Source organism: Planomonospora antibiotica, from assembly GCF_014647955.1.
Classification (GTDB): domain Bacteria; phylum Actinomycetota; class Actinomycetes; order Streptosporangiales; family Streptosporangiaceae; genus Planomonospora; species Planomonospora parontospora.
On sequence record NZ_BMQE01000028.1, the window covers coordinates 48,764 to 70,773 of the forward strand.

Consider the following 22,010-nt stretch of genomic DNA (forward strand, 5'->3'; position numbering starts at 1 on the left):
TTGAGGAATGACGCGACGATCTGTAGCGGAGGCGAACGGGAATCGAACCCGCCAGCGACGTCAACGCCGCCCCATCGGTTTTGTAGACCGGGAGGGCCACCAGGCACCCAACGCCTCCAAGAGCTAACTAACGATATCTGTAGCCGGATGTCAATGATATGAGGATCAAGATCTTCTCATTCCGAAGTGAGCGGAGCTCTGACGTCCCTATTCAAAAGGGAATTTGTTGACAACGGATCACCGCGAGGGGTTGTGCGAGTCCATCACGCTCAAGGTGTTGACTATATGAGTTTAAAGTAGTCCACTATGAGTGCGTTGAGGCTCGGCATTGCGAGCCAGTGCTTCGCCGGGTCCGGCGACTTGAGCGGACAGGAGCCGGTCGGCTCCGCTCTAGAGGCGTTCTGATCAGCCAAGAGCCCAGGTTGGGAGAGAGAGATGACCATCGCTGACAGTCAGCTGTCGACAGCGTCTCCGGACGTTCGCCCCCTGCTCGCCGACTACCGGGAGCAGTTCGTCCCCGCGGCGGTGGACTACCTGGAAAGGAGGATTTCCGCGAACGAGTTGCGTCGCCGCTGGAAGCCGCACTACCTCGGCCCGTTTCACGCCTACGACCTCACGGTCGAGCGTGCATGGCGCGAGACGAGCGGGTCCACGGGGGTTCTGGAGTCCGGCGCTCCTCCGGCCGACCCCCGCTTCGCGACGCCGCTCCAGCACTTCCCGGTGAGCATCGCCTACAACAACCTCGATCGCCTGATCGAGGTGCTCGCGATCGAACTGGGCGACCAGACGGTCGACCAGACCAAGATCCGCGAGCGGACAGTCGACTTCGCGCACGTCATCGACTCGCTCGATGCCCTCATGGCGTCACTCGCCGATTAAGCGGGTGCCGCACTGAAGGCGACCACGCTCCATCGCTCTCACTCGAAAGGTTGAACTGTGAGCGAACCACAGGGAATCCTCAGACAGCTCCTCGACAGGGGCATCGCGGCCGGCATCGACGGCGCGACGCTCTCGCCGGCGGAGGTTGTCAAGGGTCACGAGTCCGCGTGGGGAGGACCGGGCAACCTGTACCCGATCCGCCCGTACACGCTGACACCGTCGGCCCTCGAGTCCTTCACCGTCCGCGAGCGCATTCACGTGCGCATCGACGGACTCGGTGAGGACATCGTCGACCTCCACGGCATGGCGATCTATCGTCGCCACGACCCCCACGCAGCCGAGGGCACCGCCCTCGACTGGGCCAGCTCCACGATCACCGCGCAGTTCCTGTCGCTTCAGGTGACCGGGCACAGCGAGATCTTCGGGCAGGTCAAGGTGTCGAACTCGCCCGGCAAGGCGGAAGGAGCGCGGGTCAAGCCGAGTCCCGCGCCCGATGACGGCTCGGTGATGCCGATCAAGGACTGTATCACCATGATCTATCCTCGGTTCGAGGTAGAGCAGCTCGGCACGACCGTTGACACCGGCGACCAGGTGGTCCGTCTGGAGTCGCGGGTCGCGATGGTCCCGCCGATCGGGGACGTGTCGCGCACATCCAAGTCCTACACGCTGTACGACGGCGAAGGACGTCGCGTCGGTGAGCTGATCGCCGCCGACATCGAGATCGGGGCGTTGCTCCACCACGTTCCGATCGCCAGCGCGGTGGTGCCGGCCGAGCTCGCCAGAGTGCTCGCCTAGGCGCCAAGGCGATGAATGACGTGCGTGTTGCCGGGCCGGCTCGGGCGAACTTTCGCGCGGGCCGGCTCGTGTCCTACGCCTTCAGCGTCGAGGCGACCATCGGGCAGAACCCGATGCGGTACGTGTTCGCGCGCCGCTTCTCGGGTCCTGCAGGTCGCGTGAGCGCCGTGACCGCGCTCTTCGTGCTGAAACCCGATGTCCTCTTCGGCACGTACGTGTGGATCGACGAGGACCCCGACCTTCCGGCCTGCCGGATCCACACCTACCTTCCCACGATGAGAAAGCCGATCCAGGTGGTGGACCGGCTCGCATTCGACTGCCTGCCGCTCACCGACATCGGCTACCTCGACCTCATGGCGTGGCCGCACCCCGCGCTCCGCCTCGTCCCAGCCGATCCGGGCGTGTCCCCGGTTTCCGGAACACCGGGCCGCACCGTGACGCGGTGCTATACCGGCCCGGCCGGGCTGCGGGTGAACGAACTCCTCACGCCGCGCCAGGGCCTGGTGGTCTGCCGGACGGTCCACCACGGCGACCAGGAGGTCAGGCGCTGGGAGGTGGTGGAGCAGGGGAGCGCCGAAGAGGACTGGCTGCCCAGGCGGCTCAGCGTGGCGAGACTGCAGAGCGGCCACCGTACGGACTTCATCCGTACGAGCCCGGCGCTGCCGATATCCCACGAGGCGTTCGATGCCGAGCCGCAGTCGCTCCGCGACACGGTGGAGCAGCGGTTGCACACCTGGCAGGAGTGACCATGCAGAGTCGGCCCTCGCCGTGGCTGTTGTGCCGGCGCACGCTGCACCTGATCGTCCACGGCTCCCGCACGCTTGCCCGCCTGCTGCTGATCGCGGCGGTGTCACCCCGGGAACACCGGGGTGAGCGTCTGGCGGCCGAAGCCGCCCGGCTGCCCGAACGGCTCGGTGGCGCGTTCCTGAAAGCGGGCCAGCTGCTGGCGACACGGGTCGACCTGGTGGGGGAACAGATGGCCGAGGCGCTCGGCCGGTTGCACGACCGTGTCGAGCCGATGAGCTCATCGCAGGCTCTACGGGCCGCGCAGTCGGCCTTCGATGAGCCGCCGCGGGGGTTCCTGCAGGCCCTGACCCGGCCGCCGGTGGCCAGCGGATCGATCGCATGCGTCTACAGGGTGGATCTGGACGGTGCTCCTGCGGCGATCAAGGTGCGGCGTCCGGACATCGCCCGGACGTTCGCGGCCGACATCGCGATGTTCCGGTTCATGGCGCGTATCGCCGAACGCGTCCCAGCCCTCCGCCGGGTTCCCTTGGCCAACATCGCCGGGCAGATGGGCGACTGCCTCATCGGGCAGCTGGACTTCTCCAGGGAAGCGGTGAATCTCCGTCGTCTGCGCTCGGTCCTGGCGGAGGTACCCGGGACCGTGGTCCCCGAGGCGTACGCTGCCGCCTGCGCCGATGGGGTCGTCACCATGGAGTTCATCGACGGCCTCGACCGTTCGCTGATCGGCCGTCTCCCCTCCGAGACACGGGAGGCGGGCGTGGCGGCCCTGGTGCGCGCCGTTTATCACATGCTCTTCGTCGAGGGATTCATCCACGTCGACCTGCATCAGGGCAACGTGTACTTCCGCCGCGACGGGAAGGTGGTGATCCTCGACGCCGGATTCGTTTTCCGGATGAGCGATATGGCGCGGACCAGCTTCACTCGTTTCTTCGCCGGAATGATTCAAGGGAACGGCGAGTCCTGCGCCGAAATCCTGCTGTCCACGGTGCGTCGCGTCGAAAAGAATGCGGACATCGGGCGGTTCCGCAGCGATTTGGCCGAGCTCGTCGTGCGGAATGCGGGCGCTGTGGCGCGGGACTTCGATCTGGCGGCTTTCGCGGTGCAGATCTTCGATCTGCAGCGGCGGCACCGGCTCTTCGCCGAGCCGGAGTTCGTCTTCCCCCTGCTGTGCCTGCTGTCCTTGGAGGGGACGGTGCGCAGGTTCCATCCCGCGATGGACTTCCAGCTCGAGGCCGCTCCGTACGTCATGCAGGGACTGCTGACGGCCGCTATCGAGTCTCCGACGTGACGTCGAGGCGCCGCACACCGGACAGGCGATCTGGCTGGCGGCGTCAACCCGATTCGCTCTTGACATGTTAAGGATGAAAAGAGACGATAACTATACTTTTATAAAGTTATCGGTCGTTTTCTGGATATCGGATTCCTTCCCGTAAAAACCCGATCCCCATGATCTGGGAGTTTCGCATGTCTGCCCAGCCCTCACTGGATAAAAAGCCAAATATCGGGTTTCCAGTGGTCGCACTCTGCTTGACCGCTTTCGTGGTCATGGTGGACACGACGATCATCCAGGTCATGGTTCCCGACCTGATGCGGGGACTGGGCGCCAGCTTGGAGCAGGTGCTGTGGGTCGTCAACGGATTCGTCCTGGTGTACGCCGCGCTCCTCATCACGGCCGGCCGGGCGGGCGGCATCGTGGGCCCTCGGCCCCTGCTGATCGCAGGCCTGATCCTGTTCGGATCGGCCTCCTTCGCCTGCGGCCTGGCCGCCTCACCGGAGCAGCTCATCATCGCCCGCGTCGCGCAGGGAATCGGTGGAGCGCTGATCGTTCCCCAGAGCCTGACCTTGGTCGCCCTGATGTTCCCGGAGAATCGCCGCGGGGCGGCCTTGGGAGTGGTCAGCGCCACCATGGCGCTGGCAGCGATCGTCGGCCCTGTCGGAGGGGGAGCGATCATCACCGCGTGGGGTTGGCGGTGGGCGTTTCTCATCAACGTGCCGATCTGCCTCCTGGCCCTGGCCATGGCCCTGCGGTACGTGCCCGGCATTCGGCCCGATCATCACCAGGGCTTGGACTGGGGCGGCGTCGCGCTGGTGACGGCGGGGCTGGGCGCGATCACCTACGGTCTCGTGGAGGGGGAGCGGTACGGGTGGGGTACGGTCGCCGGGCCCGTCACCATTCCGTCGGTCCTCACCGCAGGCCTTCTGCTTCTGTGCGCGTTCGCCTGGTGGGAGCGCAGGGCGGCGGCCCCGGTCCTGCCACTCGGCCTGTTCCGGTATCGCTCCTTCGTCGTGGCGGGCTGGCTCGCCTGCGTCCAGTTCGTCGTGATGCTCGGACTGATGCTGGTCATCACCCTGCACGTCCAAAGGGCCCAGGCAGGCAGCGCGATCGACGCCGGTCTGATCCTGCTGCCCATGGCGGTCATGGCGGGACTGCTCTCACCCTTGGCGGGATGGCTGACCGACCGGGTGGGCGGCGGCCGGATCATCATGGCCGGTTTCGCTGCGATGGCGGCCGGCGTCGCCTGGTTCGCCCTCCTGATCTCACCGTCGGTCCCCGTCCTCGGACTCGCACTGCCCTCGGCCCTGGTCGGAGCCGGCGTAGGGCTGGTGATGGCACCGGCGAGCACCGAGGCCGTCCGCGGTCTGCCCGCAGCTCTCGTGCCCGCCGCCTCAGGCGTGCTCAACACCGGACGGCAGCTCGCCGGCCTGCTCGGCGTGACGCTCGTGGGTGTGATCCTCCAGACCGGACCCGCCGTCCGCGAGACGGTGGCGAGTGGACGGCACGAAGGGGCGGACGCAGTCCTCGCCGGTGCCTTCACGGCGGCGGCGCGCCCTGCTCTGATCGTCCTCGCCGCTGTGGCGCTGCTGGCGGCACTGGCCTGCCTGCTGCTCAGGTCACGCCCTTCCCGTCCCCCGTCCCCGCAGATGACGCCCCTGGCCCCATGAACCGCTGGTCGCCCCATGCTCCACCCAATCTCATCGAGTTCCGAGGAGATCGACATGCGCCGCTGCCTTGACGAACGCCAGCAAAGATTCCTCGCGCTGGCAGACAAGGTGCTTCCCGCGTTCACCGAACGCGCGGCCCTCCACGACCGCGAGAACACCTTCCCCTTCGACAACTACGGTGATCTTCGCGACGCCGGGCTTCTGCGGCTGACGGTGCCCGAGGAACTGGGCGGACTCGGCGCGGGCCAGGAGGAGATGCTGCTGGTGCTCGAACGGCTCGCGAGCGCCGACGGCGCCACCGCCCTGTCCTACGCCATGCACGTCGCCCCGCTCGGTTCGTGGGCGTTGACCTGGCGACGCACCGGCGCCCCGCCCCTCGCCCAGGTGTTGCAACTGGCCGGGCAGGATCGGCTGGTACTGGCGGCGATCGCCAGCGAGATGGGCACCTCCAACCTCTTCGTCGACGCCAAGACCACCGCGACCCGCGTCGAGGGCGGCTACCGGATCACCGGCCGCAAGAATTTCGGCACCAACAGCGCCGTCGCCTCCATGTGGGCCACGACGGCCAGATACGACGACCCCGACAACGGCCCCCGCCTGCTGATCCTGCTGGCGGACCCCTCCGCACCGGGCGTCTCGATCGAGCAGACCTGGGACACGCTGGGCATGCGGGCCACGCAGAGCAACGATGTCGTCTTCGACGGGATGTTCGTGCCGGAGCACGGCGTCGTCCAGTCGATACCGGTCGGCCACTTCGACGCCCAGGTCCTGGAGACCATCATCTGCTGGACCGCCCCCAGCTTCGGCGCCGTGTACACGGGCATCGCCGCGGGCGCGCTGGAATGGACCCTGGGACAGATCCGCCGCAAAGGCCTCGAAAACGATCCCCGGATCCAGGACGCCGTCGCGGACGTGGAGATCATGCTGGAGGTGAACCGGAGCGTACTGGAGCGCCACGCCGCCGAGGTGTCCAGCCACCGCCTCATCGACCAGCTGACGGTGCAGGAAGGGCTGAGCCGCTGCGCCTTCGTGAAGAACGTCTGCACGAACAACGCCGCCGCCATCATGACGCGCCTCCTCGACGTCGTGGGCGGAGCGGCCTATATGCGGGGCCAGCCCTTCGAACGCATGTGGCGCGACGTCCAGGCGGGGCTGGTCATGCCCATCAACAACCGCACCGGAAAGGAACTGATCGGCGCGAGCTCGCTGGGCATCGCCGTCGCGCCCGTCGCCGCTCCGCAGATGCCGGGGACGCCCCCGGCCGGCGTCGAGGGGCGCACCCGATGACGGCGACGGCATGGCGGGCGGCGCTGGCCGTGCTCTCCGCCCTGGCGTTGACGTCCACCGGGTGCTCGGCGGGAGGCGCGACCCATGCTCACGGCTCTCCGGGCACGCTTCGCGTCGGGATCATCCCCAACATCTCACCCGAGACGCAGCGCGCCCACTACGAGCCCTTCCGCAAGTACCTCGCCGACCGGTTGAAGACCGACGTCGAACTCTTCGTCGCGACCAACTACGCCGGCGTCGTCTCCGCCCTGGCGGGCAAGAAGCTGGACATCGCCTACCTGGGCGGGCTGACCTACGTCCAGGCGGAGGCCCAGACGAAGGTCACGCCGCTCGTCACCGAGGTCGACCAGGAGACCGGGACCCCCGAATACCTGTCGGCGATCGTGGCCAAGGCGGACGCCTCCTTCCGGTCGGCCAAGGACGTCGTGGCCGCCGGGGGAAAGTTCGCGTTCGGAGACGTCAGCTCCACCTCCGGCAGCCTCTACCCCCGCGTCATGCTCGTCGACGCCGGCGCACGCTGCCAGACCGGCGACCTCACCGTGTGCCCGCCACTCGCCTCGGTCACCTTCACCGGCGGGCATGACGCTACGGCGCAGGCGGTGGCCTCCGGCAGCGTCGACGCCGGGGGCATCGAGTTGCGGATCCTGCACCGTCTCGAAAAGCAGGGCAGCGTTCCCAAGGGAGCACTCAAAGTCGTGGAGACCCGCGAAGTGATGGGCTACCCGTGGGTCGCCGGCCCGGATCTGACCGGTGAAACCCGCGATGCCGTGATCAACGCGTTCACCGCGATGTCCGATCCCAAGCTCTTGGATCTCATGCGCGCCAAGGCCTACGTGAAGGTGTCGGCCGCCGACTACGCCGACGTCCGCAAGCAGGCGACGGACCTCGGCCTCCTGACGGCTCCATGACCGCAGAGGAGAAGAGCCGGGCGATGGGCCTGGAGCTGTCCGGCGTCCATGTCGGATTCGCTGACCGTCCCGTGCTCGGCGGTGTGAGTCTCAGCGTGGCGCCCGGAGAGCAGGTGGCTCTGCTCGGCCCCTCGGGGGCCGGCAAGACGACCTTGTTGCGCGTGGTCGTGGGGGCCGTCACCCCCTCACGCGGGACGGTGAGAGCCGACGGAATCGACCCCTTCGGCTCCCGCGCCGACCTGACCCGGGTGAGGCGGTCCATCGGCTGCGTACGCCAGCGCGACGACCTGGTCAACGGACTGACCGCCCGTACCAACATCCTCGCCGCGGCCGCCTACGAGTGGAGGCTCACGGAGTGGGCGGCCGTACTCGTGGGTGCCGTTCCGCGGCGGTTCGCCGGGCGGTTGCGCGAGCTCGCCCACCGGCACGAGATCGAGCCGCTGCTCGCGGCGAGAGTCGAGAGGCTGTCCGGCGGAGAGCGGCAGCGGGTGGCTCTCGCCCGGGCACTGCTCACCCGTCCCCGCCTCATCCTCGCCGACGAGTGCACCTCCGGCCTGGACCCGGTCCGCACGGCCGTCGCGCTCGACCACCTCCAGCGGTCCGGCGCGACCCTCCTGGTGACCACGCACGACCTCGGTGTGGCCAGGAACTTCGAGCGGGTGGTGGCCCTGCGGGACGGGAAGATCGTTTTCGACGGCAAGCCGCCGGACGCCGAAGAGGTGGAGCGCATCTACGGCAGGTTCGCACCTGAGGGGATGCTGACATGACATCGAACGACCAGCTCCTCGCCTGGCAGTCCCGAACCGCCTGGAGACCCTTGCGCTGGATCCTGGCCGTGGTGATCACCGCGGTCGTGGTCTGGTCCTTTTCCGGGACCGGTGTCGGCCTGGCCTCCCTGATCGAGGGCAGGACCGGGGCCGCCCAGATGGTATCGGGACTCTTCCCTCCCGATCTCGACGCCGAGCTCCTCACCCGGGTCGCCGCCGCGATGGTGGAGACCGTACAGATATCCGTGGCGGCGCTCGTGTTCGGAGCCGTGATCGGCCTGCCTCTGGCCGTCATGATGGCCGGCAACGTCCAAGCGCCCCGCTGGCTGTCGGCCGTCGCGAGGGGGATCGCCACCATGCTGCGCAGTGTCCACGAACTTCTGTGGGCGCTGCTGTTCGTGGCGACGGTCGGATTGGGGCCGGCGGCCGGCGTCTACGCGATCAGCCTGCACTCCGCCGGCGTGCTGGCCAAGCTCTGCTCGGAGCAGCTGGAGGCGGTGGACCCCGCTCCGGTGGAGACCATGCGGCTCACCGGAGGCTCCCGTCTGACCACGGCCCTGCTCGCCATCATCCCGCAGAGCCGTGCCCACCTCGCCTCCCAGGTGCTCTACCAGTGGGAGTGCAACATCCGCAGCTCAGTGGTGATCGGCTTCGTCGGAGCCGGGGGGATCGGGCAGGCGCTCGGAGTCGCGCTGCACCTGTTCCGCTACCAGGAACTGGCCACCTTGGTGGCATCGGTGGTGATCCTCGTCATCGGGGTCGACTGGATATCCAAGATCTTCCGGAGCCGTCTGGGCGCGGCGTCCGGGCGCGTGACCGACACCGCGTCACGCCCGCTTCGATCACTCCTTGGAAGGAGCACCAGATGAAGTTCCTGTTCGTCCTGCATGAGCCGCCGTACGGCAGTGAGCGGACCTACAACGGCATCCGCTGGGCCAGGCAGATGCTGGAGGAAGACGGTAACGAGGTGAAGGTCTTCCTGTTCGGTGACGCCGTGGTCTCCGCGACGGCCGGGCACAAGACCCCCAACGGCTACTACAACGTCGCGAGCATGATCCGGGGCCTGGTGGGCAAGGAGGCCGAAGTCGGCTGCTGCGGCGCGTGCCTGGACGCGCGCGGCATCAGCGAGGAGAGCGTGGCGGTGGGAACGCACCGCTCCTCGATGAAGGAGCTGGCGCAGTGGACCACCTGGGCGGATAGGACCATCAGCGTCTGACGGCGGCGAAGCGACACCGGCCGGGGGACCTCGGTGGAGGCCCGCCCGGCCGGTGCGCGCTCAGGCCAGAGCGGCCATCGCGCGGATCGCGCGCTCGACTTCCTGGGGGCTGGTGACGATGCTGGGGCCGAATCTGACGAAGGACTCGCGGTAGGGCGTCTCGGCGGCCGAGATGCGGTGCTCGGCTGCGAGCTTCTGGACGACCGCCTCGGGCTCCAGGCCCTGCACGGCGCAGCAGATGATTCCTGCGGACAGTTCGGCGGAGCGCGGCGTGACGAGGCGCACGTGAGCCAGTCCGGCGAGCCCTTCCTTGAGCTGGTCGGCCTGAGACCGGACCCGTGCCGCGATGCGGTCCAGGCCGATGGACCGGTGGAACTCCACCGCCTTCGCCAGCGCCCAGCGATGCTCGAAGGAGTGGTAGCCGCCGGGGGTCGCCAGGTCTCCCGGCGCGCCCTTCGGCGGCTGGTCTGTCAGCCATCCGGTGAACGCGGGCATCGAGAAGCTCGGCACCACCGGCTGGAACCGGGCCCAGGCTTCGGGCCGGCCCCACACGAAGCCGGTTCCCCGCGGCCCGAACAGCCATTTGTGGGTGCCGGTCATGAAGAAGTCGCACCCCAGGTCCTGCATCGTCGCGTTCTCGGCGGCGAACCCGTGCACGCCGTCGACGCAGAGGAGCACGCGGTCTGCTTCGTCGCGTCTCGCGTTGATCTCGGCTATGGCCGCGGCCACCTGCTTGACCGGTAGCTTCACCCCGGTGCTCGAGTACACCCAGCTCACCGCCACGGCCCGGGTCCGGGAGGTGATCGCGGCCCGGATCCGGCTCACGAGCTCGTCGGCGGAGACGGCCGCCGGGGCGTCGTAGAGCTTGATCGTGCGGACCACCACGCCGTCGGCCTGCGCCCGCAGGCGCAGGGACTCGTGGGTGGAGTAGAACTCGTGCTCGGTCGTCACGACTTCGTCACCGGCCCGGAGCCGCAGGCCGCGGTAGACCAGCCCGATCCCCATCGTCGTGCTGTCGGTGAGCGCTATCTCCTCCGGTTTCGCGCCGATGTAGCCGGCCAGGGCCTTCCTGACCGCGTCGCTGTACTGGAAGTCCGCCATCCCGAGCCCGTACTGCTGAGGATGGGTGTCCAGGCCGTCACGGAAGTGTTTGATCGCCGCGGTGACGGGCGCGGGGTGGGAGGCCAGCATGAACGCGGAGAAGTGGGCGTAGCGCCGGGTGAGGGGGAACTGGGCGCGCACCGACTCCCAGCTGCGCGGGTTCAGGCGCGGGGTCTGCGCTCGCGCTTCGCGTGTCGGGGTGTCGGCCGTCGCCGACGAGCAGCCTGCCGAGAGCAGGCCGGCGCCGGCGAGCGCTCCGCCGAGCAGGAGCCCTCGCCGGTCGACTCCGTTTCCGGCCGTGCCGCGTTCGTCGCACGAAGTGGCTTGAACATTCCGGTCTGTCACAACGCCTCCTGTGCACTCGCCTCCACGGCGACCGACGCCAGGAGACTATATTTTTCTGAAGCGTATCATTTGACTATATATATCTAAAGTAAGCGATTTGTCTCCTTTCTGGTGATTGCTTGCCTTGCGTATCGATGCTGAGGCTCGAACCCGATCGCTTCATCTGTCGAAATGCGGTGTTTGCCGTTCGTCTCTTAGGTGGAGGTGCCCACATGCGATACGCCCTTGTGTTCCGTGACGCAGAGCAGGCCGAAAGAAGGTGGGAGGCGATGGACGACGACGAGCGGGACCTGCAGTTCGAGAAGGTCGACCGCTGGTTCGCGGCCCACGCGAGCAAGATCACAGCGTTCCGCCGGTTGAAGCCCGTCGAAACCGCCACGACGGTGCGCTGGGGGACCGAAGAGGGGCTTCGTGTGATCGACGGTCCGTTCTGCGAGGACCGGGAGGCGGTCAGCGGTTACGTCGAAGTCGACGCCGCCGGCCTCGACGAAGTCCTCACCATGCTGTGCACCTGGCCGGGCGCCACGACGGTCGAGGTCCGTCCCGTCAGGTGAGAGATCAGACGGAACGGCCGAGGAGGATCATCGGGACGCCGACCCGGCGCGCGTCTTTCCCGTCCCGACCACCGCGAGCAGTCCGGAGTCGGTGGCCCGGGCGGCCGTCTTCATGCCGTGGACTGCGCCAATTGTGAACCCTCACCTCGGGGAACGGGTGCCAGGCGCTGCGCGGCTTCCGCCGTGCCGATGGTCGACCGAGCGGGAGGCCTGGACCCTGCAGACCGCCTGGCCGGTTCGGCTCATTGTTGAGTCACCCGGCCCCACCGGGCTCCAGCGGGGACCGGTCCATATCGCGAACCGCCGGACCTTCTGACAGTTGACGCTAACGGAAGAGGCGACATACGCTCCCTATGTACCCTATCCGGCAAACGGGAAATTTCGGATAATTGCGGACTCTATCGTCCATTGCGAGCTGAACAATCGGTGATTCCGAGTGGTCGTCCACGGAATCCGCTTCCCCTGATGGAGACCTTCCATGGCTCGTCTCGGCATGCTCATCGACCTGAACACCTGCATCGGCTGCCACGCCTGCTCCGTGGCCTGTAAGGCGGAATTCGACGTTCCCCTCGGCGTCTTCAGGGACACCGTGAAATACGTCGAGCACGGCTCCTACCCGCAGGCCACCCGGCACTTCATCCCGGTGCTGTGCAATCACTGCGAGGACGCCCCCTGCCTCAACGCCTGCCCGACCGGGGCGGTGGTGCGTCTCGAGGACGGCGAGGTCACCATCGAAGCGGGCGACTGCAATCTCAACAGGGCGTGCATGTCGGCCTGCCCGTACGGTGCCATCTACGTCGACGTCGACAAGGGCGCTGCGCAGAAGTGCACCTTCTGCACGCATCGCACGGCGGAGGGGCGGCAACCGGCGTGCGTCGACGCGTGTCCCACCAACTGCCGGATCTTCGGGGACCTGGACGACGCCGACAGCGCGATCGCGAAGAAGGCCGCCGCGAACGACGTCGCCGTCTGGAAGGAAAGCGAGGGCACACGACCCCGCGTGCTCTACATCGACCCCAGAAACGCGCTCGGCCTGATCGCCGACGCGGGAGTGCAGGTGGATCAGTCGGTCGACCTGCCGGGCGAGAGGGCATGACGGTGCCGTCCCCTGCCCAAGCTCCTCTCCCCGAGGCGGCGTGGGGTCCGCTCCTGGCGTCCTACGTCGTCCTCGTCGGCCTTCCCAGCGGTGTGACGCTGACGACGTGGTGGCTGGGGCGACAACGCCTCTCGGAGGCGGCGGCCATCGACCGTTACGGGGCGTGGGGGGCGATGGGGGCACTCGCTCTCATCAGTGTACTCCTGATCTTCGACCTGGGGCGCCCCGAGCGCTTCTACTTGATGATCACTCGATTCGACAATCTCGGTTCCCCCATCGCTGTCGGAGCCAAGCTCATCGCCGCCAAGATGTTCCTGCTCGCCGTCCTCATCTACGGATTCGAGCGCGGTCGGCGGTCCGCGAATGCGGCGGAGCCGATGGTGGCAGGCAGGAAGACCGGCTCTGTCCTGGCCTGGATCGTCGTCTTCATCAGCTTCGCCCTCGCCGTCTACCCTGCTTCCCTGCTGTCGCGATCGTGGGCCTCACCGCTCGCCGACAGCAGCGGCTCAGCGCTGATCTTCCTCATCACGGCGCTGCTCATGGGAACGGCGGCGGTTCTCCTCACCGTCTCCGTGCTGGGCGCCGGTCCCGGCACACGAGAACTCCTTCGCGCCGGCCGTCGGGCGTTGCTCCTCCTGCTGGGATTCTTCGCCGTCACGCTGCTGTTCGAGATGCTCTCGCTGGCGGGAAGAGCACCGGACCGGCTTCTGGCCGGGGAGGTCCTCACCGGAGGGTCGGCCGCGGTGTTCTGGGGCGTCGTGGTGGCGGGCGGCATCGCCGTTCCCATGGTGGGACTGCTGCTCTTCCGCACGCGCCGAGAGGCCGTTTTCGTGAGTGCCGCCGCGGTGCTGGCCGGCGCCGCGGCAACCCGATACCTGCTCTTCGCCGTCGGTCAGTGAGGAATCGATCGTGTCAAGCGAGCATCACCGTCCTGCAGGCTCCTCGTGGACGCTGACCCGCCGTGACCTCCTGCGGATCGGAATGGTCACCGGTGCGGCGGCAGCCGGACTGGGAGCCATAGAGATCATCGATCACGTCACCGGTGTCGCGGTCGATCCGGGGAAGACCATCGGTACAGTGCACAAGATCCCCTCCATGTGCCAGATGTGCACCACCGCCTGCGGCATCATCGCCAACGTACGGGACGGCCGGCTCCTCACCATCGAAGGCAACCCCGCCGATCCCAACAGTCAAGGCTCGATCTGCGCCAAAGGCGTGGCCGGCCCTTCCATCCTGTACGACCCCAACCGCCTGCTTCACCCGCTCAAGCGCGTGGGCGAGCGCGGTGAGGGACGATGGCGACGCATCTCCTGGGAAGAGGCGTACACGGAGATCGCCGATCGGCTACGTGTCATCAGGCAGAGTGGCCGCCCAGAGGAATTCGCTTTCCAGCAGGGCCGCAACCGCTCATCCGACATCGTCAGCCGGTTCCTCAACGCCTTCGGCACCCCTTCGGCGTTCAACCACCGCGCCCTCTGCTCCCTCAACCGCAGGGCCGCCATCCTCGCCACGATCGGGGATTCCGACTGGGACCTGGGAGACTTCGAAAACAGCCGCTACATCCTCAACTTCGGCTGCAACTGGGCCGAAGCCCACCAGGGGCACATCCCCGTGGCCATCCGCATGATGCGTGCCCGCGAGCACAACAACGCGAAGATCGTCACGTTCGACGCGAGGCTGTCCAACACCGCCGCGCTGTCCGACGAATGGTTCTGCGTCAAGCCGGGAACGGACGGCCTGATCGCTCTGGCCATGGCGAACGTCATCTGCGCCGAACGGTTGTGGGACAAGGAGTGGTTCGACACATGGTCGAACTACTCCGCTGACGACTACGCCCGGCATGTCCGGCAGTACACGCCGGAACGCGCGGAAGCCGAGAGCGGCGTTCCTGCCGAGAACATCCGGCGTATCGCCCGGGAGTTCGCCGAAGCGGCGCCGCGGTGCACCACGATCTGCAACCGAGGATCGGCCGCCCACCGCAACGGCTTCTACAACGACCGCGCGATCACTGTGCTCAATGCGCTGGTCGGCAACATGGGCAGAATCGGCGGCTGGTGCTGGCATCCCCAGAGCGCCTGGGACAAGAAGCAGATACCCGAGCCCGCTCCCGTCCCCGACAAACCCACCGCCCGGAGCCTGATCGCGGAAGCCAAGGACTGGCCGTTGGCCAATGCCTGGCAGAACAACAAGATGCGGGTCGGTGAAATCGTCTACCTCTGGATCAAAGAGCGCCGGCAGCGGATCTCGGCCCTCATGACCTACAACTGCGATCAGGCATGGTCATGGCCGGAGGCCAACCTGGTCCGGGAGGTACTGGCGGACGAGGAGCTCGTTCCCTTCCACGTATGCATCGACGTCATGCCCTCCGAGACATCGAACCTCGCCGACATCGTGCTGCCCTGGACGACCTATCTCGAACGATGGGACATCGACTCCCGGCCGCCACAAGGGCTCGTCGACTACGTCGGGCTGCGGCAACCCGTGGTCGGCCCTCTGGGGGAGTCGAAGGACCTGCGCGAGATCTTCCCGGAACTGGCCCGCCGCATAGGCGACGGCATGGAGCGCTACTTCCCCTGGCGAACCGAAGAGGAGTACTTCGAGGAGTACTTCCGCCCGGTTCCGGGCGGGTTCGCGCACATGCGGACGGCAGGGGTCTGGCAGGACCCGGCCAAGACTCCCAACTACGCCCCTTATGAGCGGGTCCTCAGCGAAAAGGAACTGCGCGGCAGCGAGACCGATGAGAAGACCGGGATCATCTACAACGGAACGGACCCGAAGACGGGGGAGCTGCAGGCGATCGGGATCATGATCGGCGGTGTGGCCCGGCGGGGATTCTCCACTCCGTCTCGCAAGCTCGAAGTTCACAGCCAGTTCGTGGCGGACAAGGGGAGCGAAGCCGACAAGACGATCTCCCCGCTCCCGGTCTACGAGCAGATTCCCGCCCACCGGGGGGGACTCGCCGAAGACCAGCTCATCATGATCAGCTTCAAGTGGAACGTGCACAACGCCCATCGGACCATGCAGTCCAAATGGCTGCAGGAGATCGTCCACACCAATCCCGCCTGGATCAACACCGCCACCGCGGACCGGCTGGGACTGCGGCACGGAGACTGGATCGAGGTGACGAGCTTCCGCCCGCGTGACGACCAGGTGCCCAGGGGAGACGGCTCCCGGTTCGGGACTCTGCACACCCGCGTCCATGTCACCGAAGGCGTCCATCCCTCGGTGATCGCCATATCGCACAACGCCGGCCGTACGGCGGGCGGCCCGGTGGCCACCAATGGCCGCGACCGCACCGGCCTGCCCGGACACGAGCCGATGCCGGACAGGGACGCCGACCGGGTCTGGTGGGCGGGATCCCTCAGTGTGCCGCAGAACGACATCCTGCCGATCTATCCTGACCCGGTCTCAGGCCAGCAGGCCTACCACGACACGATCGTCAGCATCCGGAAGATCGAGGACCGGGCGTGAGAGACCCGGAGCTGCGAGCCTTGATCGCCGGTCGTGACGTGTTCCTCATGATGTCCCGACTTCTCGGCAAGGAGATCGATCGCCCGCTCTACCGGACGCTCCTGGCCGCCGACGCCCAAGCGACTGCCTCCGAGACCCTCTTGATCGGAGCGGAAACACGCTCGCTGGGGGAGGAAGAAGCTCTCCAGACGCTCTCGGCCGAGTACTGCCGGTTGTTCGTGGGGCCGCGCCCGGTCTGCCTGCCCTATGAGTCGGTCTACCGGGGCGAGGCGGTGATCGGGGGGCGCGCGGAGCATCGGATCAAGATGTTCATGGAACACCATCGCGTCGAGGCCGTGATCCCGACGGCCTACCCCCTGCTGGCATACGACCATCTCGCGATCGGTCTCGCCGTACTGCATCACCTGCTGGATGTATGCGCGGAGCCATTCGCTGGGACGTCGGCACGAGGGCGGGCGCGGGATGCGGTTCGTCGGCTGATGGACGACCATCTTCTCGCCTGGGCTCCGTCCTTTCTCAATGATCTACATGTGACCGCTCGTTTCGAGCCGTACGCGGGCGTCGCGGGTTTCACTGCGCGGTTGATGCTGGAGCAGTGAACCCTACGGGGTCGGCCCCACCTCGACTGAAATCATGAACAGCCGCCGAGACCGGTGCGCGTCGGCCTGCCTCCACCCATGGTTGTGAAAGGCGATGCAGGAGGTTCTGCTCGCAATCACTACCCGCCCGCCGTCACCGGCGTGCTCGCCGTCGAGCCGGAATCCCGGCTGCGAAAGATCGCCCGCGCGGCCGCCGCTGCGGCCCCGGTTCCCGTGGAGGTCACCGGGGCCGTGGCCGAGGACCTGCCGGTCGCCGACCGCAGCGCCGATGCGGTGGTGTTCTGCCTGGTGCTGTGCTCACTGCCGGAGGTCGATGCGGCGCTGGCCGAAGCGCGGCGGGTGCTCAGGCCGGGCGGGCAGCTGCGGTTCCTGGAGCACGGGCGCGCGGGCTCGCCCGGCATGGTATGCCTGCAGCGGCTGCTGGATGCGACCGTCTGGCCGCGCCTGGCCGGCGGCTGTCACACCGGCCGTGACACCGTCGCCATGATCGAGCGGGCCGGGTTCACCATCACCGCGCTGGAGCGGTTCTTGCTGCCCGAGGCCCGTACCCCGTTCTCCTTCCATACGCGGGGAACGGCTGTGGCCGCTGACCGTCAACCAGGTGATGGGAGCGCATCGGCGGCGCGCGCGAGCAGCGCGGCGGCCCGCCGTACCTCGGCCTCGGTGCTCCAGCGGCCCAGCGACAGGCGCAGCGCCGAACGCGCCCGCTGCTCGGGCAGGCCCATGGCGGTCAGCACCGGCGAGACGACATCGGTGCCTTCGTGGCAGGCCGAGCCGGTGGCGGCAGCGATCTCGGGGACGGCGGCCAGCAGGGCCCGCCCGCCGATGCCGTCGATGCTGACGTTCAGCGTGCCGGGCAGCCGCATCGTGGGGTGGCCGTTGAGATGGACGCGGCCGGGCAGCAGCCGCTCCAGCTCGGTCTGGAGCAGGTCCCGCAGATCGGCCAGCCGGATGCGGCTGCCGGGCAGCTCGCGACCGGCCAGGTCGGCGGCGGCGCCGAGCGCGGCCACATCGATGGGCACCTTGCCTGCGGCCTGGGCCGCGTCGGTGTGAAACAGCGCCCCGGCGGCGCGGGCCAGGGCGGCCAGCTCGGGGATCGGCTGCAGGGTGCCGGTCTCGCTGTTGCCATAGGCGATCGACACCAGCGCCGTGTCCTGGCCCAGCGCCTCCCGCAGGTCGGCCGGATCGAGGCGGCCGCAGGCGTCGACCGGCAGCAGCCGTGTGAGGTAGCCGTCGCGCTCGGTGCTCCGGCAGGCCTGCAGCACGGCCGGGTGCTCGGTGGCCAGTGTGAGGATCTGCCGCCGGGCGCCGTCGTCGGCCCGCGCCAGGGCGGCGCCGCGGATGGCCAGGGTGTCGGCCTCCGAGCCGCCGCCGGTGAAGACGATCTCCTCCGGCCGGGCGCCGAGCAGGTCGGCCAGCTGGATCCGCGCCCGTGCCAAGGCCGCGCGCGGGGCGTGGGCGTAGGCGTGGGCGCTGGAGGGGTTGCCGAAATGCGTGGCCAGGTAGGGCAGGGCCGCCTGCAGCACGGCCGGGTCGACGGGGGTGGTGGCGTTGTAGTCCAGGTAGATCGGCCCTCCGGCCAGGGTGGGATGGCTCATCGCTTCTTCTCCGGGTGGGTCTCGGTCATGCGCGCCGCCACCACCAGTCCGGAGGCCGCGGTCAGCGCGGCGACCGTCCAGATGGCCGCTTCCAGGTCCCAGAGGTCGGCGATGATCCCGGCCAGCAGCGCGCCGACGGCGAAACCGCCGTCGCGCCAGAGCCGGTAGACGCCGACCGCGCGGGCCCGCCAGGCCGGATGGGCCACATCGCCGATGACGGCCAGCAGCGTGGGATACACCAGCGCGGTCCCGACGCCGAGCAGCACCTGGGCGGCCGCCCATACGGTGAAGGTCTTCCCTATGGCGACCAAGGCGATGGCGGCGGCCTGGGTGAGCATCCCAGCGGTGATCAGGTGCTTGCGGCCGACGTGGTCGGACCACCAGCCGGTGGCCATCTGCCCCAGCCCCCAGACGGCCGGATACAGCGCGCCCAGCACCCCGATCTCGGCCACGCTCAGGCCCCGGGCGGCGAAGATCAGCGGGAAGACGCCCCAGGCCAGAGCGTCGTTGAGGTTGTTGACCATCCCGGCCTGGCTGGCCGCCGACAGCGAGCGGTCACTGATGCTGGTGCGCCAGGCGATCTGCCGCGTGGACAGCTCGGCGTGGTGGTGGCCGCCGGTCGGGTGGGTGGCGGCCTCGGCCCGGGCGTGCTCGCGGGTCTCGCGCACGATGAGCACCGACAGGCCCAGGCCGAGGGCGGCGTAGGCGGCGCCCAGCAGGAACGGCGCCGGGCGCAGCCCGAACTGCTCGGCCAGGTAGCCGGTGGCCAGCGCGGTGGCGGCCACCGCCAGGTAGCCGGCGGCCTCGTTGAAGCCCATGGCCAGGCCGCGCCGCGCGGGCCCGGCCAGGTCGATCTTCATGATGATGGTCGTCGACCAGGTCAGGCCCTGGGAGACGCCCAGCAGCACGTTCGCGGTGATGATCCAGCCCCAGGACGGGCCCCAGGCCAGCATGGCCGGGATCGGCAGCGCGATCAGCCACCCGGCGATCAGCACGGGTTTGCGGCCGAAAGCGTCCGACCAGGTGCCGGCGAAGAAGTTCGTGATCGCCTTGGTGGCGCCGAAGGCCAGGATGTAGGTCAGCGCCGCGGTGTGGGCCGACAGGCCGAAGACGGTTTCGGCCAGCAGCGGCAGCGTGATGCGTTCCTGACCGAGCATGCCGCCGACCAGCGCGTTGACCGCGACCAGCAGGACGAACTGGGGAAGGTTGGCGGCCAGGCCCAGCCGGATGCCCGACTCGGCGCCTGTAGTGCCCCCGGTGGTGTCTCCGGTGCCGCCAGTGCTGCCGGTGTTTCGGGGGGCGGGGATGGGCGCGCTCATGCCCGGCCCTCAGCCAGCGTCCGGCCGGTGGCTGCGGCCCAGTCGTCGGGCCCGCCCTCCAGCACCCGCACCGTGCGGTATCCGGTGCGCGCCAGCAGGCTGGCGGCGGTCATGGCGCGCTCGCCGTGCCCGCACATCACCACCACCGGTCCGTCCGGCACGCCGCCGGCGTGGGCGGGCAGGGAGCCGAGCTCGATATGCGCGGCGCCGGGGATGTGCCCGGAGGCGTACTCGGCGTCCTGACGCACGTCCAGCACGCGCGAGCCGTCGAGGTGATCGGCCCTCACCAAATCGATGCTCTGCGTCGGGCCATCCCAGGTGCTCATGCCGCCGACCAGCTCCCCGGCACACGCCTCATAGCCGATCTTCGCGGCCTGCCAGGCGATCTCCCGGGGGTCCTGGCCGGGGTCGCGGACGATGACGTACGGGGCTGCCGGATCGAGCAGCCAGCCCAGCCAGGAGGCGAACTGCGCCCGCAGCGGGATGGAGAGCGCCCCAGGGATGTGTGCGGCGGCGAAGCCGCGCGCCGGCCGCACGTCGACGATGACCGCGCCGTCGGCCCGCAGCCTTCGGACCGTCTCGACCTCCAACTCCATGATCCGGGGTTCGCCGACCAGGACGGGCGTTCCGATGCGGTTGGCCTCGGGCAGGGTCAGGAAGTACGGCGGGAAGCTGCCCAGGCTGCCCAGCAGCGCGGCGACGAAGGCGTCCTCATCGGGTGCCTGCAGCAGTGCGTTGGCGGCCTTTTCGGCGCCGATGGTGGAGGTGCGCCGCGCGCCGGGTGGGGCCGAGCAGAACGAGCCGGCCCCGTGGGTGGGCCACAGCGCGGTCTCGTCCGGCAGCGCGGCCAGGCGCCGCAGCGAGCGGTACTGGGCCCGCGCCAGCATCTCGGTCTGTTCGGGTCCGGACAGGTCGGTGCGGGCGGCCGAGCCGACGATCAGCGACCCGCCGGAGAAGACCCCGATCGGCTTCGTGCCGTCCAGCAGGACGAACGCCAGGTGCTCGCCGGTGTGCCCCGGCGTAGCCAGGGCCCGCAACCTCAGGCCGCCCAGGTCGATCTCGTCACCGTCGGCCAGGCCGATGTGGTCGAAGGCCCGCATCCCGGCGGCCGAGGCCAGCACGCTCGCGCCCTCGTCGGCGGCCAGCTGGGTCGCGCCGGACAGGAAGTCGGCGTGCAGGTGGGTGTCGGCCGCGAACGCCACCGTCAGGCCGTGTGATGCGGCGGCGGCGCGCAGGGCGCGCAGGTCCCGGCTCGCGTCCACCGCCAGGGCCCGGCCGTCACCGAGGTCGACCAGGTAGGACGAGTTGCCGAGGCCTTCGTCCACGATCGGAATGATCATGTTGCTTCTCCGCTCTCCAATAGCTACAGTATTCCAGAGATATTTGGAGGATTGTCAAATGGGTGACACGGCCGCCAAGACGGCGCTGTTCGAGGCGTTCGCCTCGGTGGGGAAGGCACTGGCCAGCGGCAAGCGGCTGGAACTGGTGGACCTGCTGGCCCAAGGGGAGCGCTCGGTCGAGGCCCTCGCCTCCGCGGCGGGGCTCGGGCTGACCACCGCCTCCAGCCACCTGCAAGTGCTGCGCCAGGCCGGGCTGGTGACCACCCGCAAGCAGGGCACCAAGGTCTTCTACCGGCTGGCCGGCGCCGACGTGGCGGCGCTCTGGGCGCATCTGCGAGGCGTCGCCGCCGCGCATCTGGCGGAGGTCGAGCGTGCCCGCGCCGCCTACCTGGGACCGGGTGAGGGCGAGCAGCTCACCCGTGAGGAGTTGCAGGCCCGCATCCAGGCCGGCGAGGTGACGGTGATCGATGTGCGCCCCGCCGCCGAGTACGCCGCCGGGCACATCCCCGGCGCCCTCTCCATCCCGCTGGACGAGCTCGCCGACCGGCTGGCCGAACTGCCCGCCGACGGGCGGATCGTCGCCTACTGCCGGGGCGCCTACTGCGTGATGGCCCATGAGGCGGTGCGGGAGCTGACCGCCCGCGGCCGCCGCGCCGCACGCCTGGCCGACGGCATGCTGGAGTGGCGCCTGGCCGAGTTGCCGGTGGCCGTATGAACGAGCCGGTCTGCGGCGAACGGGACGGCGGGGCGCCGGTGGTGCTGGACGGCGGGGACCGCCGGTGCGTGCAGCTGCTGATCGAGCTGAGACGGCTGGTCACCAGCCTGGCCCCGGGCGCCGTCGTGCACCTGATCGCGGCCGATCCGGCCGCACCGATCGATCTGCCCGCCTGGTGCCACCTGACCGGCCATGCCTACCTCGGCCCCACCGATGCGTATGCTCCTCGCACGGCCTACGCCCTGGCGGCGGCCGCCGAGGCCCGCTCCACCGCGGCCGACCGGCCCTGGCATTGCGGCGACCGCTGAAGCGGCGGCCGGAATGCCGGGA

The 22,010-nt window shown here is 68.8% G+C and carries 21 protein-coding genes, 1 tRNA gene and 1 pseudogene; 18 read left to right on the forward strand and 5 right to left on the reverse strand.

Annotation, left to right across the window (positions count from 1 at the left end; translation table 11 throughout):
• Nucleotides 1–26: 26 nt before the first annotated feature.
• Nucleotides 27–118: transfer RNA gene (locus IEZ06_RS23475), tRNA-OTHER, on the reverse strand.
• Nucleotides 119–435: 317 nt separating this feature from the next.
• Here IEZ06_RS23475 and IEZ06_RS23480 point away from each other — a divergent pair.
• The 10 genes from IEZ06_RS23480 to IEZ06_RS23525 all read left to right on the forward strand — a co-directional run bounded on the left by IEZ06_RS23480 (nt 436) and on the right by IEZ06_RS23525 (nt 9,542).
• Nucleotides 436–879 (forward strand): hypothetical protein, encoded by a 444-nt coding sequence (locus IEZ06_RS23480; protein WP_189238848.1) that lies wholly within the window; start codon nt 436–438, stop codon nt 877–879.
• 57 nt (nt 880–936) lie between these two features.
• Nucleotides 937–1,674 (forward strand): DUF6073 family protein, encoded by a 738-nt coding sequence (locus IEZ06_RS23485; protein ID WP_189238849.1) that lies wholly within the window; start codon nt 937–939, stop codon nt 1,672–1,674.
• A gap of 68 nt (nt 1,675–1,742) precedes the next feature.
• On the forward strand, nt 1,743–2,420 hold the full coding sequence (locus IEZ06_RS23490; protein WP_189238850.1) for a hypothetical protein: 678 nt from the start codon (nt 1,743–1,745) through the stop codon (nt 2,418–2,420).
• Nucleotides 2,421–2,422: 2 nt separating this feature from the next.
• Complete coding sequence (locus tag IEZ06_RS23495; RefSeq protein ID WP_189238851.1) at nt 2,423–3,709, forward strand: ABC1 kinase family protein; 1,287 nt, start codon at nt 2,423–2,425, stop codon at nt 3,707–3,709.
• A 224-nt stretch (nt 3,710–3,933) separates the two neighbouring features.
• Entirely contained in the window at nt 3,934–5,364 is a 1,431-nt protein-coding gene (locus IEZ06_RS23500; RefSeq protein ID WP_189238852.1) for a DHA2 family efflux MFS transporter permease subunit, read from the forward strand.
• A 54-nt stretch (nt 5,365–5,418) separates the two neighbouring features.
• Nucleotides 5,419–6,651, forward strand: coding sequence for an acyl-CoA dehydrogenase family protein (locus tag IEZ06_RS23505; RefSeq protein ID WP_189238853.1), 1,233 nt, complete (start codon nt 5,419–5,421; stop codon nt 6,649–6,651).
• Nucleotides 6,648–7,559: a phosphate/phosphite/phosphonate ABC transporter substrate-binding protein gene (gene phnD, locus IEZ06_RS23510; protein ID WP_189238854.1), complete on the forward strand. Its 912-nt coding sequence runs from the start codon at nt 6,648–6,650 to the stop codon at nt 7,557–7,559. Before IEZ06_RS23505 ends, phnD begins: the two co-directional genes overlap by 4 nt.
• Complete coding sequence (locus tag IEZ06_RS23515; protein WP_189238855.1) at nt 7,556–8,326, forward strand: phosphonate ABC transporter ATP-binding protein; 771 nt, start codon at nt 7,556–7,558, stop codon at nt 8,324–8,326. The genes phnD and IEZ06_RS23515 overlap by 4 nt, the downstream gene beginning before the upstream one ends.
• The gene (phnE, locus tag IEZ06_RS23520; RefSeq protein WP_189238856.1) at nt 8,323–9,195 is read left to right on the forward strand and encodes a phosphonate ABC transporter, permease protein PhnE; all 873 of its coding nucleotides are present in this window, start codon (nt 8,323–8,325) and stop codon (nt 9,193–9,195) included. The genes IEZ06_RS23515 and phnE overlap by 4 nt, the downstream gene beginning before the upstream one ends.
• On the forward strand, nt 9,192–9,542 hold the full coding sequence (locus tag IEZ06_RS23525) for a DsrE/DsrF/TusD sulfur relay family protein (RefSeq protein WP_189238857.1): 351 nt from the start codon (nt 9,192–9,194) through the stop codon (nt 9,540–9,542). Before phnE ends, IEZ06_RS23525 begins: the two co-directional genes overlap by 4 nt.
• A 60-nt stretch (nt 9,543–9,602) precedes the next feature.
• Here the strand turns inward: IEZ06_RS23525 and IEZ06_RS23530 are convergent, their stop codons facing one another.
• On the reverse strand, nt 9,603–10,988 hold the full coding sequence (locus tag IEZ06_RS23530; protein ID WP_189238858.1) for an aminotransferase class V-fold PLP-dependent enzyme: 1,386 nt from the start codon (nt 10,986–10,988) through the stop codon (nt 9,603–9,605).
• A gap of 269 nt (nt 10,989–11,257) precedes the next feature.
• Between IEZ06_RS23530 and IEZ06_RS23535 the strand changes: the two genes are divergently transcribed.
• From IEZ06_RS23535 to IEZ06_RS37695, 6 genes and pseudogenes are all read left to right on the forward strand, one after another.
• Nucleotides 11,258–11,542 (forward strand): YciI family protein, encoded by a 285-nt coding sequence (locus IEZ06_RS23535; RefSeq protein ID WP_229798588.1) that lies wholly within the window; start codon nt 11,258–11,260, stop codon nt 11,540–11,542.
• A gap of 478 nt (nt 11,543–12,020) precedes the next feature.
• Nucleotides 12,021–12,638 (forward strand): 4Fe-4S dicluster domain-containing protein, encoded by a 618-nt coding sequence (locus IEZ06_RS23540; RefSeq protein WP_189238860.1) that lies wholly within the window; start codon nt 12,021–12,023, stop codon nt 12,636–12,638.
• Nucleotides 12,635–13,537 (forward strand): NrfD/PsrC family molybdoenzyme membrane anchor subunit, encoded by a 903-nt coding sequence (nrfD, locus tag IEZ06_RS23545; protein ID WP_189238861.1) that lies wholly within the window; start codon nt 12,635–12,637, stop codon nt 13,535–13,537. Before IEZ06_RS23540 ends, nrfD begins: the two co-directional genes overlap by 4 nt.
• Before the next feature lie 10 nt (nt 13,538–13,547).
• Nucleotides 13,548–16,109: a molybdopterin-containing oxidoreductase family protein gene (locus tag IEZ06_RS23550; RefSeq protein WP_189238862.1), complete on the forward strand. Its 2,562-nt coding sequence runs from the start codon at nt 13,548–13,550 to the stop codon at nt 16,107–16,109.
• The gene (locus IEZ06_RS23555; RefSeq protein ID WP_189238863.1) at nt 16,106–16,708 is read left to right on the forward strand and encodes a TorD/DmsD family molecular chaperone; all 603 of its coding nucleotides are present in this window, start codon (nt 16,106–16,108) and stop codon (nt 16,706–16,708) included. Before IEZ06_RS23550 ends, IEZ06_RS23555 begins: the two co-directional genes overlap by 4 nt.
• A gap of 78 nt (nt 16,709–16,786) precedes the next feature.
• Nucleotides 16,787–17,101 (forward strand): annotated as a pseudogene (locus tag IEZ06_RS37695) (class I SAM-dependent methyltransferase); the annotation flags it as partial.
• Between the two features lie 200 nt (nt 17,102–17,301).
• On the opposite strand, the gene IEZ06_RS23565 reads toward IEZ06_RS37695, so the two are convergent.
• Genes IEZ06_RS23565 through IEZ06_RS23575 form a run of 3 tightly spaced genes read right to left on the reverse strand, consistent with a single transcriptional unit; the run spans nt 17,302 to nt 20,965 of the window.
• Nucleotides 17,302–18,306, reverse strand: coding sequence for a cysteine desulfurase family protein (locus IEZ06_RS23565; protein WP_189238864.1), 1,005 nt, complete (start codon nt 18,304–18,306; stop codon nt 17,302–17,304).
• Nucleotides 18,303–19,625, reverse strand: coding sequence for an MFS transporter (locus tag IEZ06_RS23570; protein WP_189238865.1), 1,323 nt, complete (start codon nt 19,623–19,625; stop codon nt 18,303–18,305). The genes IEZ06_RS23565 and IEZ06_RS23570 overlap by 4 nt, the downstream gene beginning before the upstream one ends.
• Complete coding sequence (locus IEZ06_RS23575; RefSeq protein ID WP_189238866.1) at nt 19,622–20,965, reverse strand: MBL fold metallo-hydrolase; 1,344 nt, start codon at nt 20,963–20,965, stop codon at nt 19,622–19,624. The genes IEZ06_RS23570 and IEZ06_RS23575 overlap by 4 nt, the downstream gene beginning before the upstream one ends.
• 58 nt (nt 20,966–21,023) lie before the next feature.
• Here IEZ06_RS23575 and IEZ06_RS23580 point away from each other — a divergent pair, with 58 nt between their 5' ends.
• Together IEZ06_RS23580 and IEZ06_RS23585 are read left to right on the forward strand one after the other, a co-directional pair.
• Entirely contained in the window at nt 21,024–21,680 is a 657-nt protein-coding gene (locus IEZ06_RS23580; RefSeq protein ID WP_189238867.1) for an ArsR/SmtB family transcription factor, read from the forward strand.
• Nucleotides 21,677–21,988 (forward strand): sulfurtransferase TusA family protein, encoded by a 312-nt coding sequence (locus IEZ06_RS23585; protein ID WP_189238868.1) that lies wholly within the window; start codon nt 21,677–21,679, stop codon nt 21,986–21,988. The genes IEZ06_RS23580 and IEZ06_RS23585 overlap by 4 nt, the downstream gene beginning before the upstream one ends.
• The last annotated feature ends 22 nt before the right edge of the window (nt 21,989–22,010 follow it).

Excerpts from the sequence above, each read along its gene's own strand:
- IEZ06_RS23480 (WP_189238848.1), top strand. The coding sequence starts at position 436 with ATGACCATCGCTGACAGTCAGCTGTCGACAGCGTCTCCGGACGTTCGC.
- IEZ06_RS23495 (WP_189238851.1), top strand. The coding sequence starts at position 2,423 with ATGCAGAGTCGGCCCTCGCCGTGGCTGTTGTGCCGGCGCACGCTGCAC.
- IEZ06_RS23505 (WP_189238853.1), top strand. The coding sequence starts at position 5,419 with ATGCGCCGCTGCCTTGACGAACGCCAGCAAAGATTCCTCGCGCTGGCA.
- phnD (WP_189238854.1), top strand. The coding sequence starts at position 6,648 with ATGACGGCGACGGCATGGCGGGCGGCGCTGGCCGTGCTCTCCGCCCTG.
- IEZ06_RS23515 (WP_189238855.1), top strand. The coding sequence starts at position 7,556 with ATGACCGCAGAGGAGAAGAGCCGGGCGATGGGCCTGGAGCTGTCCGGC.
- phnE (WP_189238856.1), top strand. The coding sequence starts at position 8,323 with ATGACATCGAACGACCAGCTCCTCGCCTGGCAGTCCCGAACCGCCTGG.
- IEZ06_RS23525 (WP_189238857.1), top strand. The coding sequence starts at position 9,192 with ATGAAGTTCCTGTTCGTCCTGCATGAGCCGCCGTACGGCAGTGAGCGG.
- IEZ06_RS23535 (WP_229798588.1), top strand. The coding sequence starts at position 11,258 with ATGGACGACGACGAGCGGGACCTGCAGTTCGAGAAGGTCGACCGCTGG.
- IEZ06_RS23540 (WP_189238860.1), top strand. The coding sequence starts at position 12,021 with ATGGCTCGTCTCGGCATGCTCATCGACCTGAACACCTGCATCGGCTGC.
- nrfD (WP_189238861.1), top strand. The coding sequence starts at position 12,635 with ATGACGGTGCCGTCCCCTGCCCAAGCTCCTCTCCCCGAGGCGGCGTGG.
- IEZ06_RS23565 (WP_189238864.1), bottom strand. The coding sequence starts at position 18,306 with ATGAGCCATCCCACCCTGGCCGGAGGGCCGATCTACCTGGACTACAAC.
- IEZ06_RS23570 (WP_189238865.1), bottom strand. The coding sequence starts at position 19,625 with ATGAGCGCGCCCATCCCCGCCCCCCGAAACACCGGCAGCACTGGCGGC.
- IEZ06_RS23575 (WP_189238866.1), bottom strand. The coding sequence starts at position 20,965 with ATGATCATTCCGATCGTGGACGAAGGCCTCGGCAACTCGTCCTACCTG.
- IEZ06_RS23580 (WP_189238867.1), top strand. The coding sequence starts at position 21,024 with ATGGGTGACACGGCCGCCAAGACGGCGCTGTTCGAGGCGTTCGCCTCG.
- IEZ06_RS23585 (WP_189238868.1), top strand. The coding sequence starts at position 21,677 with ATGAACGAGCCGGTCTGCGGCGAACGGGACGGCGGGGCGCCGGTGGTG.